23 protein-coding genes are annotated in these 24,920 nt (G+C 65.2%); 14 read left to right on the plus strand and 9 right to left on the minus strand.

The window, feature by feature from the left end; translation table 11 throughout:
• Positions 1–43: 43 nt before the first annotated feature.
• A complete protein-coding gene (locus tag OIN59_RS23085; RefSeq protein ID WP_021249554.1) occupies positions 44–1,801 on the minus strand; it encodes a PHA/PHB synthase family protein in 1,758 nt (585 codons plus the stop codon).
• Positions 1,802–2,138: 337 nt separating this feature from the next.
• Between OIN59_RS23085 and OIN59_RS23090 the strand changes: the two genes are divergently transcribed.
• The 14 genes from OIN59_RS23090 to OIN59_RS23155 all read left to right on the plus strand — a co-directional run bounded on the left by OIN59_RS23090 (position 2,139) and on the right by OIN59_RS23155 (position 17,817).
• Positions 2,139–2,747: a TetR/AcrR family transcriptional regulator gene (locus OIN59_RS23090; RefSeq protein ID WP_274114285.1), complete on the plus strand. Its 609-nt coding sequence runs from the start codon at positions 2,139–2,141 to the stop codon at positions 2,745–2,747.
• Positions 2,748–2,814: 67 nt separating this feature from the next.
• Positions 2,815–3,234, plus strand: a complete 420-nt coding sequence (locus OIN59_RS23095) for a hypothetical protein (RefSeq protein WP_021249552.1) — start codon at positions 2,815–2,817, stop codon at positions 3,232–3,234.
• A gap of 27 nt (positions 3,235–3,261) precedes the next feature.
• A complete protein-coding gene (hlyD, locus tag OIN59_RS23100) occupies positions 3,262–4,302 on the plus strand; it encodes a secretion protein HlyD (protein WP_021249551.1) in 1,041 nt (346 codons plus the stop codon).
• 19 nt (positions 4,303–4,321) lie between these two features.
• Positions 4,322–6,079 (plus strand): ATP-binding cassette domain-containing protein, encoded by a 1,758-nt coding sequence (locus tag OIN59_RS23105; RefSeq protein ID WP_274114289.1) that lies wholly within the window; start codon positions 4,322–4,324, stop codon positions 6,077–6,079.
• Complete coding sequence (locus OIN59_RS23110) at positions 6,076–7,245, plus strand: ABC transporter permease (protein ID WP_274114291.1); 1,170 nt, start codon at positions 6,076–6,078, stop codon at positions 7,243–7,245. The genes OIN59_RS23105 and OIN59_RS23110 overlap by 4 nt, the downstream gene beginning before the upstream one ends.
• Positions 7,246–7,249: 4 nt before the next feature.
• Positions 7,250–8,368 (plus strand): ABC transporter permease, encoded by a 1,119-nt coding sequence (locus OIN59_RS23115; RefSeq protein ID WP_028840145.1) that lies wholly within the window; start codon positions 7,250–7,252, stop codon positions 8,366–8,368.
• Positions 8,365–9,903: an efflux transporter outer membrane subunit gene (locus tag OIN59_RS23120; protein ID WP_274114294.1), complete on the plus strand. Its 1,539-nt coding sequence runs from the start codon at positions 8,365–8,367 to the stop codon at positions 9,901–9,903. The genes OIN59_RS23115 and OIN59_RS23120 overlap by 4 nt, the downstream gene beginning before the upstream one ends.
• A gap of 20 nt (positions 9,904–9,923) precedes the next feature.
• Positions 9,924–10,133, plus strand: a complete 210-nt coding sequence (locus tag OIN59_RS23125) for a YgaP family membrane protein (protein WP_274114296.1) — start codon at positions 9,924–9,926, stop codon at positions 10,131–10,133.
• 7 nt (positions 10,134–10,140) lie between these two features.
• Entirely contained in the window at positions 10,141–11,553 is a 1,413-nt protein-coding gene (locus tag OIN59_RS23130) for an MBL fold metallo-hydrolase RNA specificity domain-containing protein (protein ID WP_028840143.1), read from the plus strand.
• Positions 11,550–12,416 (plus strand): LOG family protein, encoded by an 867-nt coding sequence (locus OIN59_RS23135; protein ID WP_274114298.1) that lies wholly within the window; start codon positions 11,550–11,552, stop codon positions 12,414–12,416. The genes OIN59_RS23130 and OIN59_RS23135 overlap by 4 nt, the downstream gene beginning before the upstream one ends.
• A gap of 5 nt (positions 12,417–12,421) precedes the next feature.
• Positions 12,422–13,615 (plus strand): lipid A deacylase LpxR family protein, encoded by a 1,194-nt coding sequence (locus OIN59_RS23140; RefSeq protein WP_226466839.1) that lies wholly within the window; start codon positions 12,422–12,424, stop codon positions 13,613–13,615.
• Positions 13,616–13,665: 50 nt separating this feature from the next.
• A complete protein-coding gene (locus OIN59_RS23145) occupies positions 13,666–14,139 on the plus strand; it encodes a cytochrome c (protein WP_319005940.1) in 474 nt (157 codons plus the stop codon).
• Between the two features lie 54 nt (positions 14,140–14,193).
• Entirely contained in the window at positions 14,194–15,402 is a 1,209-nt protein-coding gene (locus OIN59_RS23150; protein WP_274114303.1) for an acetate/propionate family kinase, read from the plus strand.
• A gap of 42 nt (positions 15,403–15,444) precedes the next feature.
• The gene (locus OIN59_RS23155) at positions 15,445–17,817 is read left to right on the plus strand and encodes a phosphoketolase family protein (protein ID WP_274114305.1); all 2,373 of its coding nucleotides are present in this window, start codon (positions 15,445–15,447) and stop codon (positions 17,815–17,817) included.
• Positions 17,818–17,917: 100 nt separating this feature from the next.
• On the opposite strand, the gene OIN59_RS23160 is transcribed toward OIN59_RS23155, so the two are convergent.
• From OIN59_RS23160 to OIN59_RS23195, 8 genes are all read right to left on the minus strand, one after another.
• The gene (locus OIN59_RS23160) at positions 17,918–19,924 is read right to left on the minus strand and encodes a relaxase/mobilization nuclease domain-containing protein (RefSeq protein ID WP_021249540.1); all 2,007 of its coding nucleotides are present in this window, start codon (positions 19,922–19,924) and stop codon (positions 17,918–17,920) included.
• A gap of 460 nt (positions 19,925–20,384) precedes the next feature.
• Positions 20,385–20,981, minus strand: a complete 597-nt coding sequence (locus tag OIN59_RS23165) for a S26 family signal peptidase (RefSeq protein ID WP_274114307.1) — start codon at positions 20,979–20,981, stop codon at positions 20,385–20,387.
• Positions 20,978–21,535: a DUF2840 domain-containing protein gene (locus OIN59_RS23170; protein WP_274114309.1), complete on the minus strand. Its 558-nt coding sequence runs from the start codon at positions 21,533–21,535 to the stop codon at positions 20,978–20,980. The genes OIN59_RS23165 and OIN59_RS23170 overlap by 4 nt, the downstream gene beginning before the upstream one ends.
• Entirely contained in the window at positions 21,532–21,816 is a 285-nt protein-coding gene (locus OIN59_RS23175) for a chromosome partitioning protein ParB (protein ID WP_274114311.1), read from the minus strand. Before OIN59_RS23175 ends, OIN59_RS23170 begins: the two co-directional genes overlap by 4 nt.
• Positions 21,813–22,451 (minus strand): ParA family partition ATPase, encoded by a 639-nt coding sequence (gene parA, locus OIN59_RS23180; RefSeq protein ID WP_274114313.1) that lies wholly within the window; start codon positions 22,449–22,451, stop codon positions 21,813–21,815. The genes OIN59_RS23175 and parA overlap by 4 nt, the downstream gene beginning before the upstream one ends.
• 289 nt (positions 22,452–22,740) lie before the next feature.
• On the minus strand, positions 22,741–23,598 hold the full coding sequence (locus OIN59_RS23185; protein WP_274114315.1) for a replication initiator protein A: 858 nt from the start codon (positions 23,596–23,598) through the stop codon (positions 22,741–22,743).
• A gap of 26 nt (positions 23,599–23,624) precedes the next feature.
• Complete coding sequence (locus OIN59_RS23190; RefSeq protein WP_274114318.1) at positions 23,625–23,906, minus strand: helix-turn-helix transcriptional regulator; 282 nt, start codon at positions 23,904–23,906, stop codon at positions 23,625–23,627.
• Positions 23,907–23,989: 83 nt separating this feature from the next.
• The gene (locus OIN59_RS23195; RefSeq protein ID WP_274114320.1) at positions 23,990–24,772 is read right to left on the minus strand and encodes a DUF7011 domain-containing protein; all 783 of its coding nucleotides are present in this window, start codon (positions 24,770–24,772) and stop codon (positions 23,990–23,992) included.
• Positions 24,773–24,920 lie beyond the last annotated feature (148 nt).

Consider the following 24,920-nt stretch of genomic DNA (forward strand, 5'->3'; position numbering starts at 1 on the left):
CGGTCGAAGTCGGGTGGCTGAATTGAGGCCTCGGGGCGTCATGTCATCGCATTGCCACATAGGTTCCCGGCGCATCACCAAGCGGTGTTTGCGTGCCGCTCATCGCAGGCGGCGTCACACGCCCGGTCGAGCGCCGCGCCAGCCATTGCTGCCAGGCCGGCCACCAGGAGCCCTCGTTCAGTGGGGTTTCGGCGCGCCATGTTTGTGGATCAACGTAGCGGGCGCCGGTGCTGCGAGTCGCCATCTGGTAGCTGCGCCGCGGGTGCCCCGGCTCGCTGACCACGCCGGCGTTGTGCCCGCCACTGGTGAGGACGAAGGTCAGCTCCGCATCACTGAGCAGGTGCATCTTGTAGACGGATGGCCAAGGGGCGACGTGATCGCGCACCGTGCCGACGATGAGCATCGGCGCTTCGATGTCGGCGATCGCCACCGGCCGTCCGCCGACCTGGTAGCGCCCCTCGGCCAGATCGTTGTTCAGATACAGGCGCCGCAGGTACTCGCTGTGCATGCGATATGGCATGCGCGTCACGTCGGCGTTCCAGGCCATCAGGTCATTGAACTGCTGGCGTTCGCCCAGCAGGTACTCGCGCACGCGGCGGGACCAGATCAGGTCGCGCGAGTTGAGCATCTGGAAAGATGCGGCCATCTGCTTGCCGTCGAGATAGCCTTTGTCCCACATCCCGGCTTCTAGCCAAGCCAACTGGCTGTCGTCGATGAACAGTGCGATTTCGCCCGACTCGCGGAAATCGGTCTCCGACGCCAGCAACGTCAAGCTGTGCAGCCGATCATCGCCGTCGCGCGCCATCGCAGCAGCGGCGATCGTCAGCAAGGTGCCGCCCAGGCAATAGCCAACCGCCTGCACCTTGCGCTCGGGCACGATGGCCGTGACCGTGTCCAGCGCATCCATGACCCCCAGCCACCGGTAATCCTCCAGGCCAAGGTCACGATCGACCACGGTCGGGTTCTTCCATGAAATGATGAACACCGTGTGCCCTTGGTCGACCAGGTACTTCACCATCGAGTTGTGTGGCGACAGGTCTAGGATGTAGTACTTCATGATCCACGAGGGCACGATCAGCACCGGCTCGGCATACACATCGGGCGTCGTGGGTGTGTACTGGATCAGCTCGATGAGGTGGTTGCGGAACACCACCTTTCCCGGCGTGACCGCCACGTCCTTGCCAACCTCGAAGCCTTCGACCCCGGCCGGCGCATCCTCAAGCGCGAGACGCTGCGCATCGTCGAAGAAGTTCATGGCGCCGCGCCACAGGTTGGCGCCGCCGCTGGCTCTGATGGCTTCCAGCACTTCCGGATTGGTCCAGACGAAATTCGAAGGCGACCACATGTCCAGCCACTGCCGCCCCGCGAAAGTGACCATGTTCTCGTGATGGCGCGACACGCCACGCACGCCGGTGGTGGCGTTGTGCCACCACTGCTGCTGCAGCAAGAACCCTTGGTGAATGACGTTGAACGGCCACTGCTGCCAGGCCGGAGCCGCGAAGCGCCGATCCTGCTCCAGCGGTTCGATGCACGTTGGGCAGCCCTGAGCGCTTGCAGCGTGCGCGGCGTAGCGCGCCAGGCGTTGCTGCTTGTGCAGCCCTTTTTCGATCAGGCTGCGCTGCTTGCCCGGTGAAAGGCTCAGGTGCAGCGCCCAGTCGTACCAAGCCAGCAAACCCGCAGCCGGCGACAGCCCGCCAGTGGCGCGCGCCCGCCAGGCGTTCGCCAGCGTATCCAGGACATCGGGGTGAAAGATTTCGGATGGTGCCGGCACGGACTTGTCAGACGTGGCAAGGGGGTTCATGTTTGATCATCTCATTTAGCAAGTGACTTATTACTATCTTATCGCTTGCAGGAAAAGATGCAAGCCTTGCTGGCCATGTGGGATGAATTTCCACTGGCGCCCCGGCGAATCAACTTCCCGCACCCTCAACGAACTAGCCGACTTGTCAGTCGAATGCCTCGTCAACCGCTTGAATGGCGCGCTCGCTTCTTGAGATTCATCAAAGTCGGTCGTTGAGCGCACCGGATGGAAAAGAGCTGGCCCTTACCGCCACAGCCTGTCTGCTTTCTGATCTTGCGTCATGGTTAATTTGCGTGTTAGGATAGTAATAGGTCACTTACTTTATGGAGTCTGAGCGATGAGCGAACGTCCTCAATATCTGTCCGCCGAAGAGCGGCGTGCAGCCACGGTGCAAGCCGTGGTCGACTTGGCAGCGGAGCAAAACCCGGCCGATATCACGACCACGGCCATCGCCGATCGAATGGGTTTGACGCAGGGCGCGTTGTTTCGTCACTTCCCTAACAAGGACGCGATCCTGGAGGCAACGTTGACCTGGGTCGGCGAGCGTCTGCTGGTACGCGTGGACAAGGCGGCCGAAGGCGCTAAGTCACCTGCCGCGGCGCTCGAAGCCATGTTCATGGCGCACATCGACTTCGTGGCCAAGCATCCCGGCGTGCCGCGCATGCTGTTCGGAGAGCTGCAGCGCTCCGGCGAGACACTCGCCAAGCGGATGGTGCAGACCTTGATTCGTCAATACGAACAGCGCCTGCGCCGTTTGATGGAAGTCGGCAAGGTGCAGGGCGAGTTGGATGCGGATCTGAATGTGGATGCCGCCGCCGTGTTGTTCATCGGCACGATCCAGGGACTCGTCATGCAGTCGCTGCTGGCCGGCAAGGTCAGTCGCATTCGGCGAGACGCGCCGGGCGTGTTTGCCATCTATCGGCGTGGCATCGAAAGCACCAAATGAAGGATCCGTCTGCTCCGCAAGCGCGACTGCGACCTCCAAACCCTTCGATAAATCGGGAGCAACAAACATGACGGCACACAGCGGACGCGCGATCTGGATGCGTGTGATTTCCTTGATTGCCATCGGATTTGGCCTGCTGACCCTCCAGGAAGGTGGCGCAGTGCTGTTTGTCGACGGTGCGGCGCGCCAGGCAGCCGGCCACTATGTGCCGTTCGTGCTCTGGTTCAATTTTCTGGCCGGTTTCGCCTACATCGTCGCGGGCGTTGGCTTGTGGATGCGCCGGCGCTGGGCTATGTGGTTGGCGGTTGCCATCGCGGTGGCGAGTGCGCTCGTGTTCCTGGCTTTCGGAGTGCATGTGGTTCTGGGTGGCGCCTGGGAGCGGCGGACGGCGGCGGCCATGACGCTGCGCACGCTGGTGTGGGCGGGCATAGCGGCCATGGCTTGGCGCCGGTCAGCGGCGAATGTGCCGACCGCGCGCGAGCACTGAACATATTTATCTAGCGGAAACCCTTCAATGACCACTCCAAACCTCTCCATCAAAAAAATTCGTTGGGCCGTGATCGCTGTCGTCGTGATCGCTCTTGGCGGCGCACTGGCGTTCTGGCTATCGCGCGACCGTAACAAGGAAGATGCGTTGCGCCTCTACGGCAACGTAGACATCCGCGAGGTGCAACTGGCCTTCCGCCAGCCCGGGCGCGTGATGCAGATGGCTTTCGATGAGGGTGATGCCGTCCGCGCCGGCGCGCGCCTGGCCGCGCTCGACGCGCAACCGTATCGGGACGCCCTTGTGGCGGCACAGGCCCAGGTGCAGGTGGCGCAGGCGGAACTGGCCAAGCTGCGCCGTGGCCTGCGGCCGCAGGAGATCACCCAGGCGCGCGAGGCGCTTAAGAAAGCTCAGGCGCTCGTCACCGAGGCCGAGCGCAATCTTCAGCGCCAGAGCGGCCTGCTGGCATCAGGCGCCAGCAGCCAGCGTACGGTCGATGCCGCCCGCACCGCAAGGGATCAGGCCGCCGCGGGCGCCGAAGCAGCCAAGGCCGCCTTGTCGCAAGCAATCGAAGGTTTTCGCAAAGAGGACATCGCCGCGGCAGAGGCTCGTCTGGCGGCCGCGCAGGCAGCAGCAGCGCAAGCCACTACGTCCCTGGCGGACACCGAATTGACGTCGCCCAGCGACGGAACCGTCATCGCGCGGGTGCGCGAACCCGGCAGCATGGTCGCGAGCCAGAGCACGGTCTACAGCCTGAGTCTGGATAAGCCTGTGTATGTGCGCGCCTACGTGGGTGAGCCGGATCTGGGGCGCATCGCGCCCGGCACGGCGGTGCGCGTCAAGAGCGATTCTTCGGAGAAGGTCTATCGCGGCCAGATCGGCTTCATCTCGCCGCGCGCCGAGTTCACGCCCAAGACGGTGGAGACGACGGACTTGCGCACGGATCTGGTCTATCGCCTGCGCATCGTCATCGACGAAGCCGATGCCGACGCCGCCTTGCGCCAGGGCATGCCGGTGACGATAGCGGTCGATGCCAAACCAGTCTCTGGCGCGCGCGTGGGGGAGCGTTGAGATGCAGGCGAACACGGCCATGGCCACCACGCCTACAAGCGCCAGCGCCGATAACGCCGCCGTCGTCATCGAAGGCCTGAACAAGCATTTTGGCGACGTAAAGGCCCTGCGGAGCTTGAGCGCACGCATCCACTATGGGCGGCTGACGGGACTGGTCGGCCCCGATGGCGCCGGTAAGACGACGCTGATGCGGATTCTGACCGGGCTCCTGGTGCCCAATGCTGGCCGTGTCACTCTGGCCGGCTTCGACGTGGTCAAGGACAACGACGCGATCCACGTCGCCAGCGGCTACATGCCGCAGCGCTTCGGCCTGTACGAAGACCTGTCGGTGATGGAGAACATGCGGCTGTATGCGCAGTTGCGCGGCATGGATGCGGATCGCAACGCCGCGCTGTTCGCCGAATTGCTGGATTTCACGCGCCTCGCGCCCTTCACCAAGCGCCTGGCCGGCAAGCTCTCCGGCGGCATGAAACAAAAGCTCGGCCTTGCCTGTGCGCTCATGGCGCGACCCAAGGTGCTGCTGCTGGACGAGCCTGGAGTCGGGGTGGACCCGGTCAGCCGCCAGGATTTGTGGCGCATGGTGCAGGCCCTGACCGATGAGGGCATGGCGGTGGTCTGGTCCACCGCCTATCTGGACGAGGCCGAGCGTTGCGAAAGCGTGCTTCTGCTCAACGAAGGCCAGTTGCTCTTCGACGGCCCACCGCAAGAGCTGACCGCGCAGCTCAAAGGCCGGAGCTTCCGTCTCGAAGATGTCGGCACCGAACGCCGAGCAGTCCTGACGAAAGTCCTGGATTTGCCCAGCGTCAGCGATGGTGTGATTCAGGGCGCTGGTGTCCGCGTGGTGCTGCGCGAGGGCGCGACCGTGCAGGACGTACAACAGCTGGCGGATCAGGCCCAAGTGCGCCTGGCCCAAGTGCCGGCCCGCTTCGAAGACGCCTTCATCGATCTTCTCGGCGGCGGCCCCGGCGGTACATCGCAGCTCGCCGAGCGCCTGTCGCCGGTCGAGCTGGGTTCCGACATTGCGGTGTCTTGCCGCAATCTCACCAAGCGCTTCGGCGAATTCACGGCCACCGACAACGTCAGCTTCGAAGTGCAAAAGGGTGAAATCTTCGGCCTGCTTGGGCCCAATGGCGCCGGCAAATCCACTACCTTCAAGATGCTGTGCGGCCTGCTCAAGCCCACTGCGGGCGAGGCGCAAGTGGTGGGGCACGATCTGCGCCGCGCCACCGGCGCAGCCAAGAGCCGACTCGGCTACATGGCGCAGAAGTTCTCACTCTACGGCCTGCTCTCGGTGCGGCAGAACCTGGAATTTTCGGCCGGCGTCTACGGGCTGGAAGGTGAAACCCGGCGCGAACGCATCGAGGAAATGATCGCCACCTTTGATCTGGGCGGCTGGCTGTCCTCGACACCCGATTCCCTGCCGCTGGGGCACAAGCAACGCTTGGCATTGGCCTGCTCGCTGATGCACAGGCCCCCGGTGCTGTTTCTGGACGAACCCACTTCAGGGGTAGATCCCATCACCCGGCGCGAATTCTGGACCCACATCAACGGCCTGGCGCGAAAGGGCGTGACCATCATGGTCACCACCCACTTCATGGACGAGGCCGAGTATTGCGACCGCGTGGCCATGCTGTCGCGCGCGCGCCTGATTGCGCTGGACACGCCCGACGCACTCAAGCGGATCGCCATCAGTTCGGAACGTCCTGATCCGACCATGGAGGATGCCTTCATTCATCTGGTGGAGTCCGCCGAACGTGAAATGGAGGTCGCCAAATGAGCGTCGCTGCACCTCACAAAAATGCGGATAGCACCGCGCAGGCTGATTTGCGCCGTTTCGACCTGCGGCGCCTCATCGCTCTGGTCACCAAGGAAAGCTACCAGGCGCTGCGCGATCCCTCGACGCTGCTGATTGCGTTCGTGCTGCCTGTGGTGTTGCTGCTGCTGTTCGCGTATGCGGTGTCGCTGGATGCGAAGAATGTCCGTGTCGGCGTGGTGCTGGAGTCGCCCGGCGCTGCGGCGCAAGAGCTTGCGGCGGCCTTTGCCGGTACGCGCTTCCTGGATACCTATTTCGCCCATGACCGGCGCGAAGTGGCCGATCAACTGATCTCCGGCGACCTGCGCGGCTACGTGGTGATCCCGCAGGACTTCGAGCAGCGCCTGGCGCAGCGTGGCAGCGAACCGCTGGTGCAGATCATCACCGACGGCTCCTACCCCAACACCGCGAACTACGTCGAGAACTATGCGCGCGGCGTGGTCCAGACCTGGCGCGCCGGGCTCGATGTCGCGGCGCCGCCGCAGGCCGTAGTGCTGGAGCCGCGCTACTGGTTCAACCCTGAGCTGGAAAGCCGTCAAGCGCTGATTCCCGGAGCCATCGCCATCGTCATGACCATCATCGGCACCATGCTAACGGCGCTGGTGGTGGCGCGCGAATGGGAGCGCGGAACCATGGAGGCGGTGCTGTCCACACCGGCCTCGGTGGCCGAAATCCTGATCGGCAAGCTGCTGCCGTACTTCGTGCTCGGCATGCTGTCCACGCTTGGCGCCGCGGCGCTGGCGGTGTTCGTGTTCGGCGTGCCGATGCGGGGCTCGCTGGCAGCGCTGCTGCTGCTGTCGGCGGTGTTCATGGTGCCGGCGCTGGGCCAGGGTCTGCTGATCTCGTCACTGGCGCGCAACCAGTTCCTGGCGGCGCAGATCGCGCTGTTCTCGGGCTTCCTGCCGGCTTTCATGCTGTCGGGCTTCCTGTACGAGATCGACGCGATGCCCGCACCGATCCGGGCCATCACCCGGGCGGTTCCGGCGCGCTACTTCGTCGATTCGCTCAAGACAGTGTTCCTGGCCGGCGACATCTGGGCCGTCTTCCTGCCCAACCTGGCGGCCATGGCGGCGATCGGTGCGCTGTTCTTCGTGATCGCCAAGCGCGCCACGCGCAAAAACCTGGAGTGAACCGATGTTCTTCGCTGCATTCTCGTTCACCCGCCTGCGCGCCCAGTTCATCAAGGAAGTGCTCAGCGTGCTGCGCGACCCGCGCAGCCGCATGGTGGTGTTCGCGCCGCCCATCCTGCAACTGCTGGTCTTCGCCTTTGCCGCGACGCTGGAGGTGCGCAACGTCGACATTGCCGTCTACAACCAGGACGCCGGGCGTTGGTCACACGAACTGGTGCAGCGCCTCGACAGTGCCCGCTTCATCACCCACGTCCGGCATGTCGACAGCCAGCTGCAGCTGCACGAACTGATCGACCGCGGCGAGGTGATCGCCGCGCTCGCTATTCCCGTCGATTTCTCGCGCGCCATCGCCGCCGGTGACAGCGGCCGCGCGCAGGTGCTGGTCGATGGCCGGCGCAGCAACTCGGGCCAAATCACTGTGGCCTATCTGTCCACCATCGCTGCTGAGGTCGGCGCTGAGGTCGTGCCCGACGCGCAAGCGCCGACGCCGGTCGTCGTGCGCCACTGGTTCAATCCGAACCTGGTCTATCGCTGGTACATCGTGCCCGGCCTCACGGGCATCCTGGCGCTGTTCAGTTCGTTGATGATCACCTCGTTATCGATAGCGCGCGAACGCGAGCTCGGCACCTTCGACCAGTTGCTGGTGTCGCCCACCTCGACGCCGGAAATCATCATTTCCAAGTCCCTGCCGGCGCTGGCCATCGGCACGCTACTGGGCCTGTTCATGATCAGCGCGGGCGTCTTCCTGTTCGGCATCCCGTTCACGGGCTCGTTCGCGCTGCTGCTTGCCAGCCTGGTGCTGTTCATCGCCTCAGTGGTTGGCATCGGCCTGATGATTTCCGCCGTCAGCATGACCCAGCAGCAGGCCATCCTGGGCGCGTTTGCCGTCGGTATTCCGGCGGTGCTGATGTCCGGCTTTGCCACGCCTGTGGAAAACATGCCCGTCGTCCTGCAATGGCTGGCTCAGGCCATTCCGCTGACCCACTTCCTGATCATCGTCGAAGGCAGCTTTCTCAAGGCCATGCCGACCGGTGACATTCTCGCCAGCCTGTGGCCGCTGGCGGTCATCTCCCTCGCCACGTTGACCATGGCCACCGTATTCGTCCGAGGACGCCTGCAATGAAATCCAAGACCCGCACACCCTTTCTTCGCGCAACCGCCACCGGCCTGACCCCTGGGCGCGTACGTCCCCTCGCGCTGGCACTGTCCTGCGTGCTGCTGACTGCCTGCGCAACCGTGGGCCCCGACTACCGCGAGCCACCGCCGGTCGACATCGGCAGCGGCTGGACTCTGCCGTTGGCAAGCGCATCCCAATCCGCAGACTTAAGCCAATGGTGGTCTGCACTGGATGATCCCGTCCTCGATCGCCTGATGGTCACGGCGCTGGCACAGAACCTGGATCTGCGCCAGGCTGCGGCACGCATCGATGAGGCGCGCGCCCTGCGCGATCGTGTGGCCGGCGAAGCATTGCCCACCGCCGCCGCTGGCGCGAGCGTCAACCGGCGCCGTCAAAGCGAGAACGGCCCTTTGCCCGTAGGCTCCATCCCCGGTCTTGACGCCACGCAGACCATCTACGACGCGGGCTTCGACGCGGCCTGGGAGGCCGACTTGTTCGGGGCCAAGCGGCGCGCCCTGGAAGGCGCCAGCGCCCGCCTGCAGGCGACCGAAGCCGAGGCACAGGGCGTACGCATGCGCATCGTGGCCGAGGTCGCGCGCACCTGGTTCAACGCCGTCGGCGCCCGCTATGAGTTGCACGCACAACAGGCCACGCTGGACACGCTGCAGCAGACTTGGGAGTTGGTGCGCCTGCGGCATGCGCTGGGCGACGCGTCGGCCGCCGATGTAGAGACAGCGTACGCCCAATGGACGGCAGTCAACGCGCTCATCCCGGATATCGAGGCGCGCCAGCGCGCCGCGGTGCTCAGCCTGGGCGTGCTGCTGGGCGCACCGCCGGAGCGGGAGTTGGCACTGCTTGATGGCCCCTTGGCGCCGAGCACGCTGCGGGCGCTGCCGGTGGGCGAGCGCGCCGACATGCTGCGCCGACGCCCCGACGTGCTGGCCGCAGAACGACGCCTGGCGGCAAGTTCCGCCGACATCGGCGTGGCCACGGCCGAGCTGTTTCCCAAACTCTCCATCGGTGTGGGTGGCGGGTTCCAAGCGCTCAGTACGGGCGATTGGTTCGATGCCTCCAGTGCGCGCTTCTCCATCCTGCCGCTGATTTCCTGGCGCCTGTTCGACGGCGGCCGCGTGCGAGCCGAAATTCGGGCACGCGAGGCCGCCGAGCGCCAGGCCGCGCTGGCCTATGAGCAGGCCGTGTTAGCGGCGCTGGGCGACGCCGAACGCGCGCTGGTCGACTACCACGGCGGGCTGGATACTTTGGCGCGCCGCGGCATGTCACTGGATGCGGCGCGCACCAGCTACGGCCACGCCAGGACGCGCTACGCGGCAGGCGACATCGCGCTGGTCGAACTGCTGGCCGCCCAGCGCAGCCTGCACGAGGCCGAAACCGCAGCCGCGCGGGCACATACCAACGCCGCCGTGCAATTGGTGGCGCTGCACAAGGCCCTTGGTGGTGGCTGGGACGTATCCACGGCGGCACCGACCGCAACCCATTCGCTTCGTGGCGCTACCGCCCCCCTCGCGTTTTCAAGCCGTTGACTCAACACAAGGAGACCGTCATGCAAATCAACGTTGGAAGTCTCGACCGCATTGTCCGCATCGTCGTCGGACTGGTTCTGCTCAGCCTCCCGCTGTGGCTGGATTCATCCTGGCGTTGGCTGGGACTCATCGGAATCATGCCCCTCATCACCGGCCTGGCTGGCCGCTGTCCGGGCTACCGTCTGCGTGGCCTGAGCACTTGCCCGATACAAAAGAAAAAACCGGAGTGAGCATCCCATGAAACTGCATTTTCTGGGCGCTGCGCGCGAAGTCACCGGGTCGTGTTTCTTGGTGGAAGGGCTCAACGTACGCTTCCTGGTGGATTGCGGCATGGTTCAGGGCGGCCGCACGGCGGCGGCCCGCAACCATGAGCCATTCCCGTTCGACCCGGCGTCGATTGATTTCGTGCTCCTGACCCATGCCCATATCGACCATAGTGGGCTATTGCCAAAACTCACGCGCGCCGGGTTCAAGGGGGCCATCTACGCCACTCCCGCCACGGTTGATCTGCTGGGCGTGATGCTGCCCGACAGTGCCCACATCCAGGAGAGCGATGCAAAACGCAATGCGCAGCGACTCCGCGGAAAGGACGCACTGCCGCCTCTGTATACGCTGCAGGATGCCAGCGACTGCTTGCAGCAGGTGCGAGGCATCGAATACGACCGGGAGTTCGCGCCCCGCGTCGGGGTGCGCGCCCGTTTCCGCGATGCCGGGCACATTCTTGGGTCGGCCATCATCGAGGTCTGGGTCACCGAATATGGCTACCCGACAAAGCTCGTTTTCAGTGGCGACCTCGGCCAACCGGCGCGCCCGATACTGCGCGACCCGACAACCATCGAGGACGCCGACATCCTCGTCATCGAGTCCACCTACGGCAACCGCCAGCACAAGGATTTCTCGGCGACCGAAGAGGAAATGATCGGCATCGTCGAAAAGACATTGTTCGAACGCGGCGGCAATGTCATCGTGCCGGCCTTCGCGGTCGGCCGAACCCAGGAAATCCTTTATCACCTGCACCGACTCACCTGCGAGGGGCGGCTGCGGCAACCGAAGGTATTCGTCGATTCGCCAATGGCCACGCAGGCCACGCGCATCACGCGAGAACATCTCGAATTGTTCGACGAACAGGCGAAACGGTTGGCAGGATGGCACGCGCGCGGCGAGAACCTCCCATACCTGAGTTTCACAGCGAGCGCTGAGGAGTCCATGGCGCTGAACCGGATCCGCTCCGGGGCCATCATCATTTCTGCCAGCGGCATGTGCGATGCGGGGCGTATCCGGCACCACCTGCGCCACAACTTGCCGCGCCGGGAATGCAGCATCTTGTTTCCCGGTTTTCAGGCGCAGGGGACGCTTGGTCGGCGCCTGATCGAGGGTGCCGAACGTGTACGCATCTTCGGTGAGGACATCCCGGTACGTGCGGCGATCCACAGCGTGGACGGCCTCTCCGCGCATGCCGACCAGAAGGCGTTGCTGGATTGGGCTCGGGGTTTTGTTCAACCCCCGGCGCAAACCTTCGTGGTGCATGGGGAACTGTCCGCCGCGCAGGCCTTCGCCGAACTCTTGCAACAGCAACTCGGCTGGCAGGTTACGGTGCCCGAATATGGTCATGTGCTGCGCTGGCCGGATTTTCTGGCGGTCGAGCGATGACCCCGTCGGCAAATCCTGACGAGCGCCTGCGCGCCATCCTCGATTCACCCACTTACCGCCTCGCATACGAGGACATCGACTTGCTTGGCCAGGAAGAACTGCGGCCATTGCGGCTGCAGCTCGAACTGCTCAAGCCCGAACGCATCCTGCACGAACAAGGGATCCATTCGACGGTGGTGGTCTTCGGCAGTGCCCGCGTAAGCGACGCCGAAACCGCGGCTGCGCGCCGCGACACGCTGGAGCGACAGACACGCGCCGCGCCGTCCGATGCCAAGCTGGCGCGGGAACTCGCCCAGGCCCGACGCCGGGTGGATCAAGCGCGCCACTATGAGCAGGCGCGACGCTTCGCAAGCCTGATCTCGGCACGATTTCAGCAGCAGAACTGCCGTGACTTCGTCGTCGTCACTGGCGGCGGGCCGGGCATCATGGAGGCGGCCAACCGTGGTGCCTTCGAGGCTGGCGCACGCTCGATCGGCCTCAACATCACGCTGCCGCACGAACAAGCGCCGAACCCTTATATGTGTCCGGAGCTGGCGTTCCGGTTTCACTATTTCGCGGTGCGCAAGATGCATTTCCTGCTGCACGCAAAAGGTTTGGTGGCCTTCCCCGGCGGCTATGGAACGCTTGATGAGCTGTTCGAGGTGCTGACCTTGATCCAGTCCGGCAAGATGAAGCGGATTCCGGTGATTCTTGCGGGGCGCGCATTCTGGCGCCGCGCCGTCGATTTTGATCTTCTGCTCGACGAAGGCTATGTATCACCATCGGATCTCGACTTGTTCACCTGCGTGGACGAAGCCGAGGAAATCATCGACGCCCTCGAACGTTTTTACGTCGATCGGGCAGTGGATGGCGGGCCAGCGTGATGCGGATGGGCAAGCAGAATGCGCGCCTGCGCGGCACCAAGACGCCGCGGCCGATATGGGCCGCCACCGCGTTGCTGCTTGTCGGCGCGGCGCTCGGTTCCAACGCTGCCCGCAGCGCGGAACTCCCGCTCTCGATTGATCTTTCCCACTGTCCGCCCGAGCAATCCCTGCGCTGGAGGGGCGGGACCTTGCGCCTGGAGAACGATTTGTTCACCGGCACCGACCGCAACTACACCAATGGGGTGGCGTTGACCTTGGTGTCGCGCGATCTGCAAGGTGCGCTCCGCCCGGAGTGCCTGCCCCGGCCGATCGGTTGGTACGCCCGTTTCATCGGTTGGGCTGATCCCGAGTTCTGGCGAGACTCCGGCGCCCAGGCATCGTCGCAAAACCTTGTCGTTCGCTTTGGTCAGTCTATGTACACACCCGAGGACAAGACGCGTACCGATCTGATTGCCGACGATCGGCCGTACGCTGGCCTGCTCTACCTGGGCCTGGCGTGGAATCGCCGAATCCACCCACAGGCTGCCAGCTATGAAATGCTGGACGTACGCGAACTAACCCTGGGCGTGATCGGCCCCTGGTCGCTGGCAGAGAAGTCGCAGGATCTGGTGCATCGGGTGCGTGGCATCGAGCGATTTCGCGGCTGGGACAACCAGTTGCGCAACGAGCCTGCGTTCCAGATGGCCATGGAGCGCAAGTTCAAGTCGTACACGGAGGGTGCCGTCCAGCCAGGATGGGACAGCGACGTGATCGGCAGCTATGCCCTGCGGATCGGAAACATTGAAACCGCGGCCAGCACCGGCTTGGAATGGCGGGCCGGCTGGAACATTCCGAACGACTTCGGCAGCTATCCAATCCGCCCTGGCGCGGAAAACCGGCCACCTTCAGCGGTTGCCGATTTGCGCACGACAACACCGCAATCAGCCTTGGCGCCCAAACCTGGCGCGCATGTCTTCCTGAACCTCGAGGCCAAGGCGGTCGCCTGGGACTTCTCGCTCGACGGAAACCTGTTTCGCCACAGTCACCACGTCAGCCGTCGGCCCTGGGTCGTTCAGGCGGCCATCGGCATCAGCAGCCAATGGATTGTTGCCGGGCACGGCGTGCGGCTTGCAGTCATGCGCGTCTGGAGAACCCGCGAGTTCGACCAGCAGATCGGCCGCCACGCCTTCGGATCGATTGCCCTGAGCATCGAATTTTGAGCATGCCAGCCACCATCAGCCCGTTTGCAAAACATTCATCAACGACCCCCATGGAGAATCCCGTGAGCCACCCCTTGAACACCCGCTCGCTTTTCACAGTCGCCTTGTCCGTGGCCTTGGCCATTACCGCAACAGGACTTGGCGCACAGTCCGTAGAGGCCACGAAACCAATGGCACTGCGCACCGTCATGGAGAAGCTTGGCCGTGACATGCAAGCCGTCACTGGCGCGATTTCCAAGGAAGAATGGGCGCTGGTCGCCGAGTTGGCGCCAAAAATCGCCAAGCACGCCGAACCGCCCCTTTCGGAAAAGATGCGCATCCTCGGCTGGCTTGGCACTGACGCTGGAAAGTTTCGAGACTTCGATGGCCACGTCCACGACGCCGCGACCGCCATGGGGGATGCCGCGAAGCGGGGCGATGGCCAGGCCGTGATTACAGCGTTTTCCAAAACGCAGCAAAACTGCCTGGCCTGCCACCAAAGCTTCCGGCAATCGTTCGTGGAGCAGTTCTATGGGAAACGCTGATAGATATTGGTCCGAGGCCAGTTCGCATATGCCATCACGATCAAAATCATCACGATGAGCACCCCGCAGCCGAGCCTCATCCTGGTTCTCAACTGCGGCTCATCGAGCATCAAGTTCGCCTTGTTCGATGCGCAGGCAGACCCGTTGCCGCGCAAGCCACTGTGGCAGGGCAAAGTGCAAGGAATAGCCGGTCCTGCACCTGAGTACAGCGACAGCGTGACTGCGACGCAGCTCATCAACCTGGATCACGAACATCCTCACACTGCCGCCCTCGCGTTGATTCAAGCACGCGTCGCGGCCCGACTTGACGGCTGCCACATCGTGGCTATTGCACACCGTGTCGTCCATGGTGGCTGCAGGTACTTCGAACCCACCGTGGTGACCGCCGACACCATCGCGAACCTGCGAGCCTTGATCCCTCTGGCGCCGCTGCACCAACCCTTTCCTCTGAAGGCCATGAGCCTGTTGTTCCAGCAGTGGCCTGGAGTTCTTCAAGTGGCGTGCTTTGATACGGCGTTTCACCGGACGATGCCGAAGGTGGAGCAGATCCTGCCGCTACCGTATTCGGCCTGGGAACGTGGTCTGCGCCGCTACGGTTTCCACGGGCTTTCGTACGACTACATGAGCCACACTCTGCCCGAGCGCCATGGTGAGCTGGCACGAGGCCGCACCATTGTTGCGCACCTCGGCAGCGGGGCCAGCTTGTGCGCTATGCAGAACCTGGAAAGCGTCGCCACCACGATGGGCTTTTCCGCGCTCGACGGCCTGATGATGGGCACCCGCACGGGCTCGCTCGATCCCGGCGCTTTGCTCTACTTGATGGAGGTCGAAAGACTTTCGCTGGAAGAAGTGGGCAGCACGCTCTACAACCAGTCCGGCCTGCTCGGTGTTTCCGGGATTTCGGCCGAACCGCGCGTGGTGGTGAAGCACGAGAATGATCCCGGTGAGGCTGGCGAACGCGCCCGCATCGCGCTGGCGCTCTACGTGCGCCGTATCGTGCGCGAGATCGGCGCGCTGACCGCAGTCCTGGGCGGCCTGGATCTGCTCGTGTTCACTGCCGGTGTCGGTGAGCACAACGCCTTCGTGCGCGAGCGCGTCTGCCGCGACCTGGCCTTCCTCGGCATCAAGCTCGATGCCGATGCCAACACCATTAATGCCCCCGTCATCTCCACCACTGGCAGCCGCGTGCGTGTCGCGTTGGAGCCCACCAACGAGGAATGGATCGCAGCACGCTGTACGCAGAAACTCATGATCGCCGGGTGATGTCCCACGCAGGGTTCATCGGCACCAAAGAAGGACAATCGTATGACCACCGGTTCCATCATTCGCCAGCGCTGGTTTGCCGGCCACGGCCCCATCGTCCATCACGAGGAGACCGTCGCACGTGTAGATGCATTGGTAGCCGGTTTGATCGCCGATGGCCGCGTTGCCGATGAGGCGACGGCCTACACCTTCCTTGCTGCCGCCGACCGCTTGGGTTGCGTGGCAATGAACGTGGTCGCGCACATGACCTATGCGAAGCGCATTGACCTGTCCGGCGCGCTGCTGGCTGAGGAGGACTTCAAGCTGACGCCAGAAGGCCACACCGGTGGCTCGCTGAACATGGTGCAGGCCTTCGTCGGCTACCTGCTCGCCAACGCGCTCACCGGCAGCAGGCGCGGCTGGATCATGGGCCAAGGCCACTGCGTCGCCGCCATCGAAGCCGTCAATGCGCTCACCGGCGACATCTCGCCCGCGCAGCGGGGCCGTTACGACCGCAGTGAGGAAGGCCTGTCGCGCCTGTGCGCTGATTTCTATTCCTATGCCATCAATGCGCAGGGCCTCCCGGCTGTGCCGCTGGGCAGCCATGCCGGCCCCAACACTGCCGGCGCCGTGTCCGAAGGCGGCTACCTCGGCTTTGCCGAACTGCAGTACATCCACATGCCGCTGCCTGGCGAATCGCTGGTTGCCTTTCTCAGCGACGGTGCCTTCGAGGAACAGCGCGGCCCGGACTGGGCACCACGCTGGTGGCGCGCGCAGGACAGCGGCTTCGCCGTGCCGGTGATGATTCTCAATGGCCGCCGCATCGAGCAGCGTACTCAGATCATGCAAGAAGGCGGTGCGCAATGGCTGGCTGAAGACGTGCGCCACAATGGCTTTGATCCAGTGATCGTCGATGGTCGCGACCCGTCCGCGATCGCCTGGGCGATCATCAAAGCCGAGGACACGCTGCATGCCTTCGCCGCCGATCCGGATCGGCGCTATCCGGCGCCTCTGCCTTACGTGATCGCCGAGACCGAGAAGGGCTTCGGCTTTCCCGGTGCAGGCAGCAATGCCGCGCACAACCTGCCGCTGGGCGGCAACCCCCACACCGATGCTTCGATGCGTGAACTGTTCAACAAAAGTGCGGCTGCGCTGTTCGTTGCGCCGGCTGAACTCGACGCCGCGCTCGCCGCCTTCGCGACCCACGCCGCCCAGCAGCGTCCACTGGAAAGCGCGCATCCGATGGCACACCGCCATCCCGCTGCGCCCAAGCTGCCCGAACCGTGCTGGGAAACGCCGGGCAGCGAAGGCAGTGCGATGACGGCACTGGACCAGTGGTTCGTCGAATTTTCCAAGGCCAATCCTGAGATGCGGATGCGCATCGGCAACCCTGACGAATTGGCCAGCAACAAGATGGGTGGCACCTTGGCGCTGCTCAAGCACCGCGTCAACGAGCCCGAACCGGGCGTGCCCGAGGATCTGCACGGCGCCGTCATCACCGCGCTCAATGAAGAAGCCGTGGCCGCCGCCGCACTCGGCAACAAGGGCGGACTGAACCTGATCGTCAGCTACGAAGCTTTCGCAGTGAAGATGCTCGGCCTGATGCGGCAGGAAATCATCTTCGCTCGCCACCAGCGCCAGGCCGGCCAGCCCGCCGGTTGGCTGTCGGTGCCGCTCATCGTCACCTCGCACACCTGGGAAAACGCCAAGAACGAACAGTCGCACCAAGACCCGACCATCGGTGAAGCCCTGCTCGGCGAAATGTCAGACACCTCGCGCGTGCTGTTCCCGGTGGATGGCAATACCGCCGTCGCCGCACTGCGTGACGTCTATGCTGGACGCGGCCAGCTTGCTTGCCTGATCGTCTCCAAGCGCGACGTGGAGAATCGCTTCGACGCCGAATCGGCGCAACGTCTGATCAGTGACGGCGCAGCCCATCTGATAGGCAATCCCGCCAATGCCGAGGTGCAACTCATCGCGCTGGGCGCCTACCAGTTGGACGAGGCAATCAAGGCACAGCAGCACCTTGCTGAGCTGGGCAAGTGCGCCTGTGTCACCGTCGTCCTGGAACCCGGCCGCCTGCGTATTCCACGCGATGCCATCGAAGCTGAATTCGTCGATGACGACGTAACCGTTAGCACACTGTTCCCATCGGGCCTGCCGCGCGTGATTGTCACGCACACTCGCCCGGAACCCATGCTTGGCATTCTGCGCCGCATTGACAGTGGCCCCGCCAAGACTCGCGCCCTTGGCTACATCAGCCGCGGCGGTACCTTCGATGTCCCTGGCATGCTGTTCGCCAACCGCTGCACCTGGGCACATGTGGTGGATGCAGCAGCGACCGTGGCCGCTTGGAGTCGCGAGGTGCTGCTCGACCGCGCACAGCGCGCAGCCATTGATGGCACCGGCGATCCAGGTGATTTGCTGAACCCGTGAGTCGGGCGCGCGAACGCTGTACCGGTCACGAAGTGCGCCGACAGCGTTATCCGGCAATATGTCTCCGAGATGTCGCGGTGATCTTTCTCTTGGGGTAGATTCAGCCGATCGACATCCCCCGTCCACGCCGCCCTACATCCCACGACACACCGGCACCCCGGATCGTCGCGGCGATCTGCTGTCCCAGTCGTTGCTCGATCACTGGCTTCCACGGCACCAACCTGAACCCCATGCCGTCATCGAGCATGGCGTAGCGCCCGCTGGCGAGCATGACGGAGCGCCGGTAGATACCGGCCACGCGCTGCCCATCGGCCACCGGGCGATGCTCTAGGCCGGTGTCGGCGGCAATGTCCTTCGCGGCCTGCGCCAGCTCTCGGCTGCGCAGCGTGCCTAACAGGTTGCGTGCAAGGATCACGCGCTGGCCGCGCCGCTCGGCCAGACCCTGTTCGGCCAGGAAGTCGGCCCGCTTTTGCAGCGCATCCTTGACCTCGCTGCCAAAGCCCAGGTCACCCAGGCCCGAGCCGCCGCCGATCAACTGCTGGTCGAGCCAGGTGGCCCCGATCACGTGGGCCTGCCGTTCGATGGGTAGGTGCGATTTCAGCTCCACCGCCACGCCGCCCAGGCGCTGCGCGTCGTAGCGGCGGCCTTGCTCGGGTAGGTCGTCCGGCACCTTCCACAGCCCCTCGGCCACGCGCTCCACGATGCCGGCCCGGCGCAGGGCTTCCAGCCTGCGGACGTGGGCCGCGACGACTTCCCGCGGATCGCGGTCGGGCACGGCCCGACCTTGCTCAATCGCCAGGTGATGGTCGGTGCGGTACAGGCCATCGCTCGCCAGCGCAGCGATGTTGCTGTCGGCCGCGCGCACGTCGGCCGAGCCCTTCACCTCCACCACGGCGCCGGTCGGGTAGTTCGCCAGCTCGTCATGGGCGTTGAGCGCGACGTAGTGGGCCTTGCCGTCCACCCCGTCGATGACCAGATAGCCCCGGTCGCGCAGCTCGTCGGCCAGCCCCTTCGCGGCCACGCGGCCGAGAATGGTGTGGCCGCTTCCGTGGGCATTCGGGCCAGGCTCGAACACCGCCAGCTCGCGCGGCTCGCCGCGCATGGCCCGCTGCATGGTACGGATGATGTCGCCACGCTCGCCCAGGGCGCGCAGGGTTTTTTCCGCATCGGCATGGACAGCCCAGGTACCGGGCTGCATTTCGTCGGCCAGGCCCAGGCGCTGCAAGCGTTGCAGGCGGCCGATCAGCAACAGGCGCTGGCGTTGCAGCCGCGGTTCGTTGAAGCGTTCGATCTGCACTCGGCCGTCCTCGCCGGCCTCGCGTTGCAGGGTGCGATCCAGGCTCGTCCACCGCTCTTGTTCCACCTCGCGCTGCAAGGTCTGCTGGATTTCGAGCTCCGTGCGCGGCCCCAGCCATTCGGTCGCCAGCTCAGCAGCGCGATGGCGGAAGCCATCGGCGATGTAGTCGCCCGCGATGATGAGGTCTTTGCCGGTGTCGTCGCGCCCACGCACGACGATGTGCGTGTGCGGGTTGTCGGTGTTCCAGTGGTTGACGGCTACCCAATCGAGGCCCGTGCCCAGGTCGGCCTCCATGCGACCCATGAGGTGCCGCGTATAGGTGCGCAGGTCTTCCAGCTCCGCGCCATCCTCAGGCGAGAGGACGAAGCGGAAGTGGTGCCGGTCGTCGGCGCAGCCCTCCGTGAAGGCGTCGAGGTCGGCAGCATCGGTCTGTGGCCCGTAGGCTTGGCCAGGCTCGCCATCGCGGCCTACGCCATCGCGCTCGATGTAGCGAAGGTGCTTGGCGAGCGACTGCGGGCTGGCCTGGCGCTGATTGACCAGCAGCGTCTTGATGGTTACGCGCCGCGACATGGGAGTGAGCTTCGCGCCCGCGAAGCGCGCCGCCGTGTGGCCGCGCCCGAGGCGCGAGCCGGGCCGCTGGCCGGAGTGCTGTCCGTTGCCGCCAGTGCGAGGACGGCGCATCGCCGATTTGCCGCCGCTGGCCTTGCCCGCCTGCTTGAGCACCTTCGAGACGAAGCCCTGGCCCCGGTTCTTCGGGGCCTTTGGAGGGTTCGGGCGGATACGGAAATCGTCGTCTCGGCGGTCACTCATGGCTGTGCTCCCTGCAAGCTCTGGCGTGTCCGGTCGTGCAAAGCACGCGGACACACCCGCATTGGCGCGGGCCTCGCGCCACAAGCGGCACGGCGGCGAAGCCGCTGTGTGCCGCGCCACCACCATGTGCAGACTGGCTTTCGACGCGGCCCGGTGCCGCGTCCTTTTGTCTTGCCTTCCGCCGTTGCCCCTCGCTGGCGCTCCGGGCAACGGCGGTCCGGTGGCGCTGCGCTGTTGGCAGCCAGCCCGCCGGCAAACGTGGCCAGGGCTGCAGGCCGGGCGCGTTCGAGGCAAGACGCCTGCACGTGGGACGGCTGCGCCGGAGGCAGCGCGAAGTGCGGTGCCCAATGCGCAGGATTGGCACCCGCACTGCTCGCGCGACGACATGGCGGCGGACAGCAGAACGACACGCCCGATGGCACGATGAGATGCACGCTTGCGTGCAGCGAGTCGGCGGCCATCATGGGCGTGTCTCCAGCCAGACCGGGTGCGCCATACCGATCAGGGCGGATGCACTGACCGGCCCGAAATACCGGCTGTCGAACGACGCCGGATTGGTCGTGCTCAACAGGAACACTTCGCCAGGACGAAGCTGTCGGCACTGCGGCCAGGATGGCAGCGGGCGGCCCAGCCGGTCGGCAGGCAGCAAGGCGGCCACCGGCACGCCATCCATCCAGACCAGCGCATCGAAGATGCAAACGTGTTGCGGCGCAACCGCACCCACACGTTTGAGAAGCGGCACGCGTGTCGGCAGGTAGCCACGCTGCGCGGCCAGCGCGGCGGCGTCTGGCGGCAGCATGGCCAGCACGATGCTGCCCACGGACAACGGACGTGGCAGCGAGCCGGCGCGATGGTCGAGCGGATCAATGCGATACCAACCGGCCGCCACGCTGTCAGACGGGTTGTAGATCAGGCGCGGCAGCGGCTGCACAAAGGACGCCCAGGCCAGCGCAGCGAGGCCGCAGGCGGATAGGCCCGCCAGCACGAAGCGAGCGGGCAAACGTGCGCGGGGCGAGCGAGGATGCGACGCGGTGCCGGCAGTGGAAACGGCGGTCATGGCAGCACCCTCCCAGCCAGCCAGGCGGCATGCCGTTCAGCGGTGTACTCGGGCAGCGGCAAGCGCGCAGCGAGCCGGTTGCCCAGCGTGCGCCAGTACGCGGGCGAGACGCCGGCAGCCGCGATGCCCAGCGCCTCGATGGCGTCGATGCGCTCCAGCACGGCGCGGACCTGGTTGTCGCCTTCGGCGTGCAGCAGCAGGCGCGCGCCCGGCTGCACGCCGGGGATGCGCTGCACGTCATCCAAAGGCGTGCAAGCCTGCATCGCCATGAGCTGCCAGCGGATCGTGCCGTAGTCGTTGGCCTGCCAGCGGATGCGACAGAACACCGCGTTCGGTAGGAACACCGCCACGCTGCGCCAGCGGTCGAGCCGCAGCGTGCGCGTAGGTTCGCCAAAGCGCAGATAGAGCTTGATCCGGTGCTCCACGTACGCCAGAGAAACGCGCGTCAGCGGTGTGGAGGCCGGCCGGCCAGCGAGCGATGCGAAGGACGGCGGCGGTGCAGCTGTGGCCGCGATGGCAACAGGTGGGATGGCATGCAAAGCGGATGCGTTCATGGCGTGTTCTCCCTGCGGTGTTCTGGAAACTCCCGCTCCAGCAAGCCGCGCAGCAGGTCGGCCACGGTCACGCCCTGCGTGAAGGCCGACACCTTGATGCGCGAGCGCATGGCGGGCGTGATGTCGAGGGTCAGGCGAGCGGTGTAGAGGTCGCCCTTGCCCAGTGCATCGGCGTCACCCTGGCGAATCCACGCTTCGGCGTGCGGATTTGCTGGCGGGCGCATGCCGATGCCGACGCGATTGGCTGTGCGTTTGCTGCTCGGTGGCGGCTTCGCTGTCATGTCGGCCACCGCAACAGTTCGTCCACCAGCGCCGTGATTTCGCGCGCGGCGGCGCTGTCCGGCGCCGTCTCGCGGGCGAGCCGGCCAGCGGCCACGCTGTCGGCGAAGACGATGCGCTGGCGCACTTCGGCGCGCAGCGCAGGAAGCGGCTGTTCGGCCAACGATTGCCGCGCTTCGCGGCCGATGATGGTGGTACTGACGCGCCGATTGATGATGAAGGCCGCGCGGAGCAGCGGCCGGAAAACCTGCGCCTCGCGGATCAGCGCCACCATCTCGGCGCTGGCCCACAGGTCGTAGGCGCTGGGCTGCACCGGGATCAGCACCCGCTCGGCCGCCAGCAGCGCGGAGCGCGCCAGCGCCGCGATGCGAGGCGGCCCGTCGATGACGACGTGATCGGCCCGCCTGGCGAGTTCTGGCGCCTCCTGATGCAGTGTTTCGCGTGCAAGTCCTACGGCGCTGAACAGCCTTGGCAAGCCTTGCTGGCTTCTGCGCTGCGTCCAGTCCAGCGATGAACCCTGCGGATCGGCATCCAGCAGAATGACGTGCTGGCCGCGCAGCGCGAGTTCTCCCGCGATGTGCGTGGCGAGTGTTGTCTTGCCGACGCCGCCTTTCTGGTTGAGCAGAGCGACGATCATGGCGTGGCCCTCCTTGCTGGAAAGCCTTGCGTCGATTCGCCTGCGAAACCTGTGTGCTGGTGGCTGGTTTTGCCTGCCGTTTCTGGCCGCAGGGTGGTTGTCCACCGCAGCGGCGCTTCTCTACTAAAAGTTAGAGAAATTAAGTTAGGGAAGTTAGATGGCGCGCAAACCCAATGCTGGCGCAGGTTTGCGGCCGATTGGCACGCCTGATAGCACGATAGTCCCACGCCTGATAGCACGATACCCCGCACGCCTGATAGCACGACACCATTCACAGGTTGTCCAAGAGTTATCCCCGTGCCGTTTGCGGCACTGGCCGGAACGTCAGCAATTCCATGCCGTTGTCCGGCATCCGCTCGATGCCCAGGACATAGCCGGGCAGCGACTGACGCGCGACGAGCGCGCGCAGGTCGCAGGCGAAGTCGTAGGGCTTGGCGGTGCTGCCGGATTTCTGGTGCAGGTAGCGGAAGTCGAACTGCCAGCCGTGTGCCTGCCTGCCGCCGTGCTTGCGCACCAGCCGGTACAGCCATCGCTCGATCCCGCCCGTGAGCCGGAAATACGCTGGGTCGATGGTCAGCACCAGCGCGGCATCCATGACGCCCGCGTAAAACCAGTCCGGCAGGATCAGCTCCAGCCCCAAGGGCGTGCCCTTGGCATCGGCCAGTTCCTTCCATTCGTTGATCCATGAGAAGCGGTGCAACCGCCTTCCCGTGGTTTCGCGGATGGACGTGGCCACCGTGGTCGATTGCAGCCGGTCGAGCGCGGCCTTGAGGCGCTGGTAGTCGCGCAGCGACGTACCGCGCCCGATGAAGCGCAGGATCTCGTAGGGTGTGGCCTGCATCAGCCGCGACGGGCGCAAGCCCGCGTCGCGCGCTTCCACGATCTGACTGGCCGCCCAGATCAGCACGTCCGCATCCCAAATCGTGGCGATGCCGTGCTCCTGCGTGCCCTCCACTCGGATCGTTATGCCGCTGGCGCGGAAGTCGATCGGCGCGATGCGCCGCGACTTCGCCAGCGAGAAGAATGGAAAGGCCATCAAGTCCTGGCTGTCGCGCGGCGCCATGTCGCCCGGCAGGGCGCGGAACAGGTCGAGCTGTTCGCGCTCTGGCACGGGCCGCTGCCGGGACGGCAGCGCAGGGCTGGACATGGCGAAGGCCACCCGCGCGCAAGCGATCAGCGCGCACGGCTGTCCGCCGAATGCTGCTCGGCGTACTCGGGATCGGATGTGCTCTCGAAGCTGCGCTCGGCGGCCCAGGCATCGAGGTCGGCCACGGCGTACATGACGCGGCGGCCGAACTTGCGGAACTTGGGGCCCCCACCCAGCACGCGCTGCTTTTCCAGCGTGCGCGGCGACAGCCGCAAGTAGTCGGCGGCTTCGTCGTTGGTCAGATAGCGCTGGGGCTGCGCGGCAGCGGTCGAGACAGTGGCGGCGGGCCGCAAGGGAGCAGGACGCATGGTGTGAACCTCCATCGGTGTCAAAGCTCCGGCCGCACAGCGCAACCGGATGGAGGTAGTCTCAGAAAACGCGGCTGTTCTGCTCAGGGTCGATCTGCGCTGGATGCAGAACGACCCTTCTCAAGCGGCAGAAGTTGTGCTAAGCGGCGATAGCCGCCGCGCATCAACGCATCGCCGCGCTGCACCAGGCGGCGTACCTTGGAGCGCAGGCCGCCGTCGCTGTACCAGTCGGCGGCCGCGTCCTCGCCGAACAGTCCTTCGGCGATCTCGCGCAAAGAGGCGCCCGCCTGGGCCGCATCGAGCGCCTGCAAGGTGTGCAGTTCCTGCAATGCCGACAGCGATGGCCGCACCGATGCCGCAGCCGCAGGCGAGGCATCAGCGGCGGTCGCGAGCTGTTGCAGCATGGCGGCCAGCCCCTGCAACTGCGCGCAGGCGCGGATGGCATAGGCGAAGGCCATGCCATCGGCCAGGCCAGGCGCGATGGCCAGCCGCAGGCTGTAGCCCGGCCAGCGCAGCACCAGCATCAGTCGCTTGCCGTCATGGATCAGGCACTTGCTGCCGGGCAGACTCCAGAACGCGAAGACGATGGCGTCCATTGGCGGATCAGCGTCCAGGTAGAGCTGGAGCACGCCATCGTGGTCGGGAAACCAGGCTGGATGCGCGTCACGCGCATCCAGTTCCGGGTCTTCCAGCAGGCGCAAGCCCCAGCGATGCGCCGTATCGGATCGGCGACGACGGCGCAGCCAGTCGAGCCGGTAATCGGGATTGCGGCGCAGGTACTCCCAGGCCAGCGCCGGGCCATCGAGGTGCAGTGTGTATAGATACGCGGCTGTCGGATACCAGGGTTCGGTGCGATGCTCGGCCATGGCGAAGGCTCCTGTCGAAGATCAGGAACGTCGCCATAACGAAAAAATCCGGGAGCTACCGTATCAAAGCATCATCGGAGTCGGGGTAAGCTGTAACCATTGGTAGTCAAGGCCGATGGGCTCCGGGGTGTTGAATCCGTTCGAATGC

The organism is Acidovorax benzenivorans, assembly GCF_028680575.1.
In the GTDB taxonomy this organism is placed as follows: Bacteria; Pseudomonadota; Gammaproteobacteria; order Burkholderiales; family Burkholderiaceae_C; genus Acidovorax; species Acidovorax benzenivorans.

What these genes read in the sequence shown, in the direction of transcription:
- OIN59_RS23085 (WP_021249554.1), bottom strand. Translation starts at nt 1,801, where the DNA reads ATGAACCCCCTTGCCACGTCTGACAAGTCCGTGCCGGCACCATCCGAA.
- OIN59_RS23090 (WP_274114285.1), top strand. Translation starts at nt 2,139, where the DNA reads ATGAGCGAACGTCCTCAATATCTGTCCGCCGAAGAGCGGCGTGCAGCC.
- OIN59_RS23095 (WP_021249552.1), top strand. Translation starts at nt 2,815, where the DNA reads ATGACGGCACACAGCGGACGCGCGATCTGGATGCGTGTGATTTCCTTG.
- hlyD (WP_021249551.1), top strand. Translation starts at nt 3,262, where the DNA reads ATGACCACTCCAAACCTCTCCATCAAAAAAATTCGTTGGGCCGTGATC.
- OIN59_RS23105 (WP_274114289.1), top strand. Translation starts at nt 4,322, where the DNA reads ATGGCCACCACGCCTACAAGCGCCAGCGCCGATAACGCCGCCGTCGTC.
- OIN59_RS23110 (WP_274114291.1), top strand. Translation starts at nt 6,076, where the DNA reads ATGAGCGTCGCTGCACCTCACAAAAATGCGGATAGCACCGCGCAGGCT.
- OIN59_RS23115 (WP_028840145.1), top strand. Translation starts at nt 7,250, where the DNA reads ATGTTCTTCGCTGCATTCTCGTTCACCCGCCTGCGCGCCCAGTTCATC.
- OIN59_RS23120 (WP_274114294.1), top strand. Translation starts at nt 8,365, where the DNA reads ATGAAATCCAAGACCCGCACACCCTTTCTTCGCGCAACCGCCACCGGC.
- OIN59_RS23125 (WP_274114296.1), top strand. Translation starts at nt 9,924, where the DNA reads ATGCAAATCAACGTTGGAAGTCTCGACCGCATTGTCCGCATCGTCGTC.
- OIN59_RS23130 (WP_028840143.1), top strand. Translation starts at nt 10,141, where the DNA reads ATGAAACTGCATTTTCTGGGCGCTGCGCGCGAAGTCACCGGGTCGTGT.
- OIN59_RS23135 (WP_274114298.1), top strand. Translation starts at nt 11,550, where the DNA reads ATGACCCCGTCGGCAAATCCTGACGAGCGCCTGCGCGCCATCCTCGAT.
- OIN59_RS23140 (WP_226466839.1), top strand. Translation starts at nt 12,422, where the DNA reads ATGGGCAAGCAGAATGCGCGCCTGCGCGGCACCAAGACGCCGCGGCCG.
- OIN59_RS23145 (WP_319005940.1), top strand. Translation starts at nt 13,666, where the DNA reads ATGGAGAATCCCGTGAGCCACCCCTTGAACACCCGCTCGCTTTTCACA.
- OIN59_RS23150 (WP_274114303.1), top strand. Translation starts at nt 14,194, where the DNA reads ATGAGCACCCCGCAGCCGAGCCTCATCCTGGTTCTCAACTGCGGCTCA.
- OIN59_RS23155 (WP_274114305.1), top strand. Translation starts at nt 15,445, where the DNA reads ATGACCACCGGTTCCATCATTCGCCAGCGCTGGTTTGCCGGCCACGGC.
- OIN59_RS23160 (WP_021249540.1), bottom strand. Translation starts at nt 19,924, where the DNA reads ATGAGTGACCGCCGAGACGACGATTTCCGTATCCGCCCGAACCCTCCA.
- OIN59_RS23165 (WP_274114307.1), bottom strand. Translation starts at nt 20,981, where the DNA reads ATGACCGCCGTTTCCACTGCCGGCACCGCGTCGCATCCTCGCTCGCCC.
- OIN59_RS23170 (WP_274114309.1), bottom strand. Translation starts at nt 21,535, where the DNA reads ATGAACGCATCCGCTTTGCATGCCATCCCACCTGTTGCCATCGCGGCC.
- OIN59_RS23175 (WP_274114311.1), bottom strand. Translation starts at nt 21,816, where the DNA reads ATGACAGCGAAGCCGCCACCGAGCAGCAAACGCACAGCCAATCGCGTC.
- parA (WP_274114313.1), bottom strand. Translation starts at nt 22,451, where the DNA reads ATGATCGTCGCTCTGCTCAACCAGAAAGGCGGCGTCGGCAAGACAACA.
- OIN59_RS23185 (WP_274114315.1), bottom strand. Translation starts at nt 23,598, where the DNA reads ATGTCCAGCCCTGCGCTGCCGTCCCGGCAGCGGCCCGTGCCAGAGCGC.
- OIN59_RS23190 (WP_274114318.1), bottom strand. Translation starts at nt 23,906, where the DNA reads ATGCGTCCTGCTCCCTTGCGGCCCGCCGCCACTGTCTCGACCGCTGCC.
- OIN59_RS23195 (WP_274114320.1), bottom strand. Translation starts at nt 24,772, where the DNA reads ATGGCCGAGCATCGCACCGAACCCTGGTATCCGACAGCCGCGTATCTA.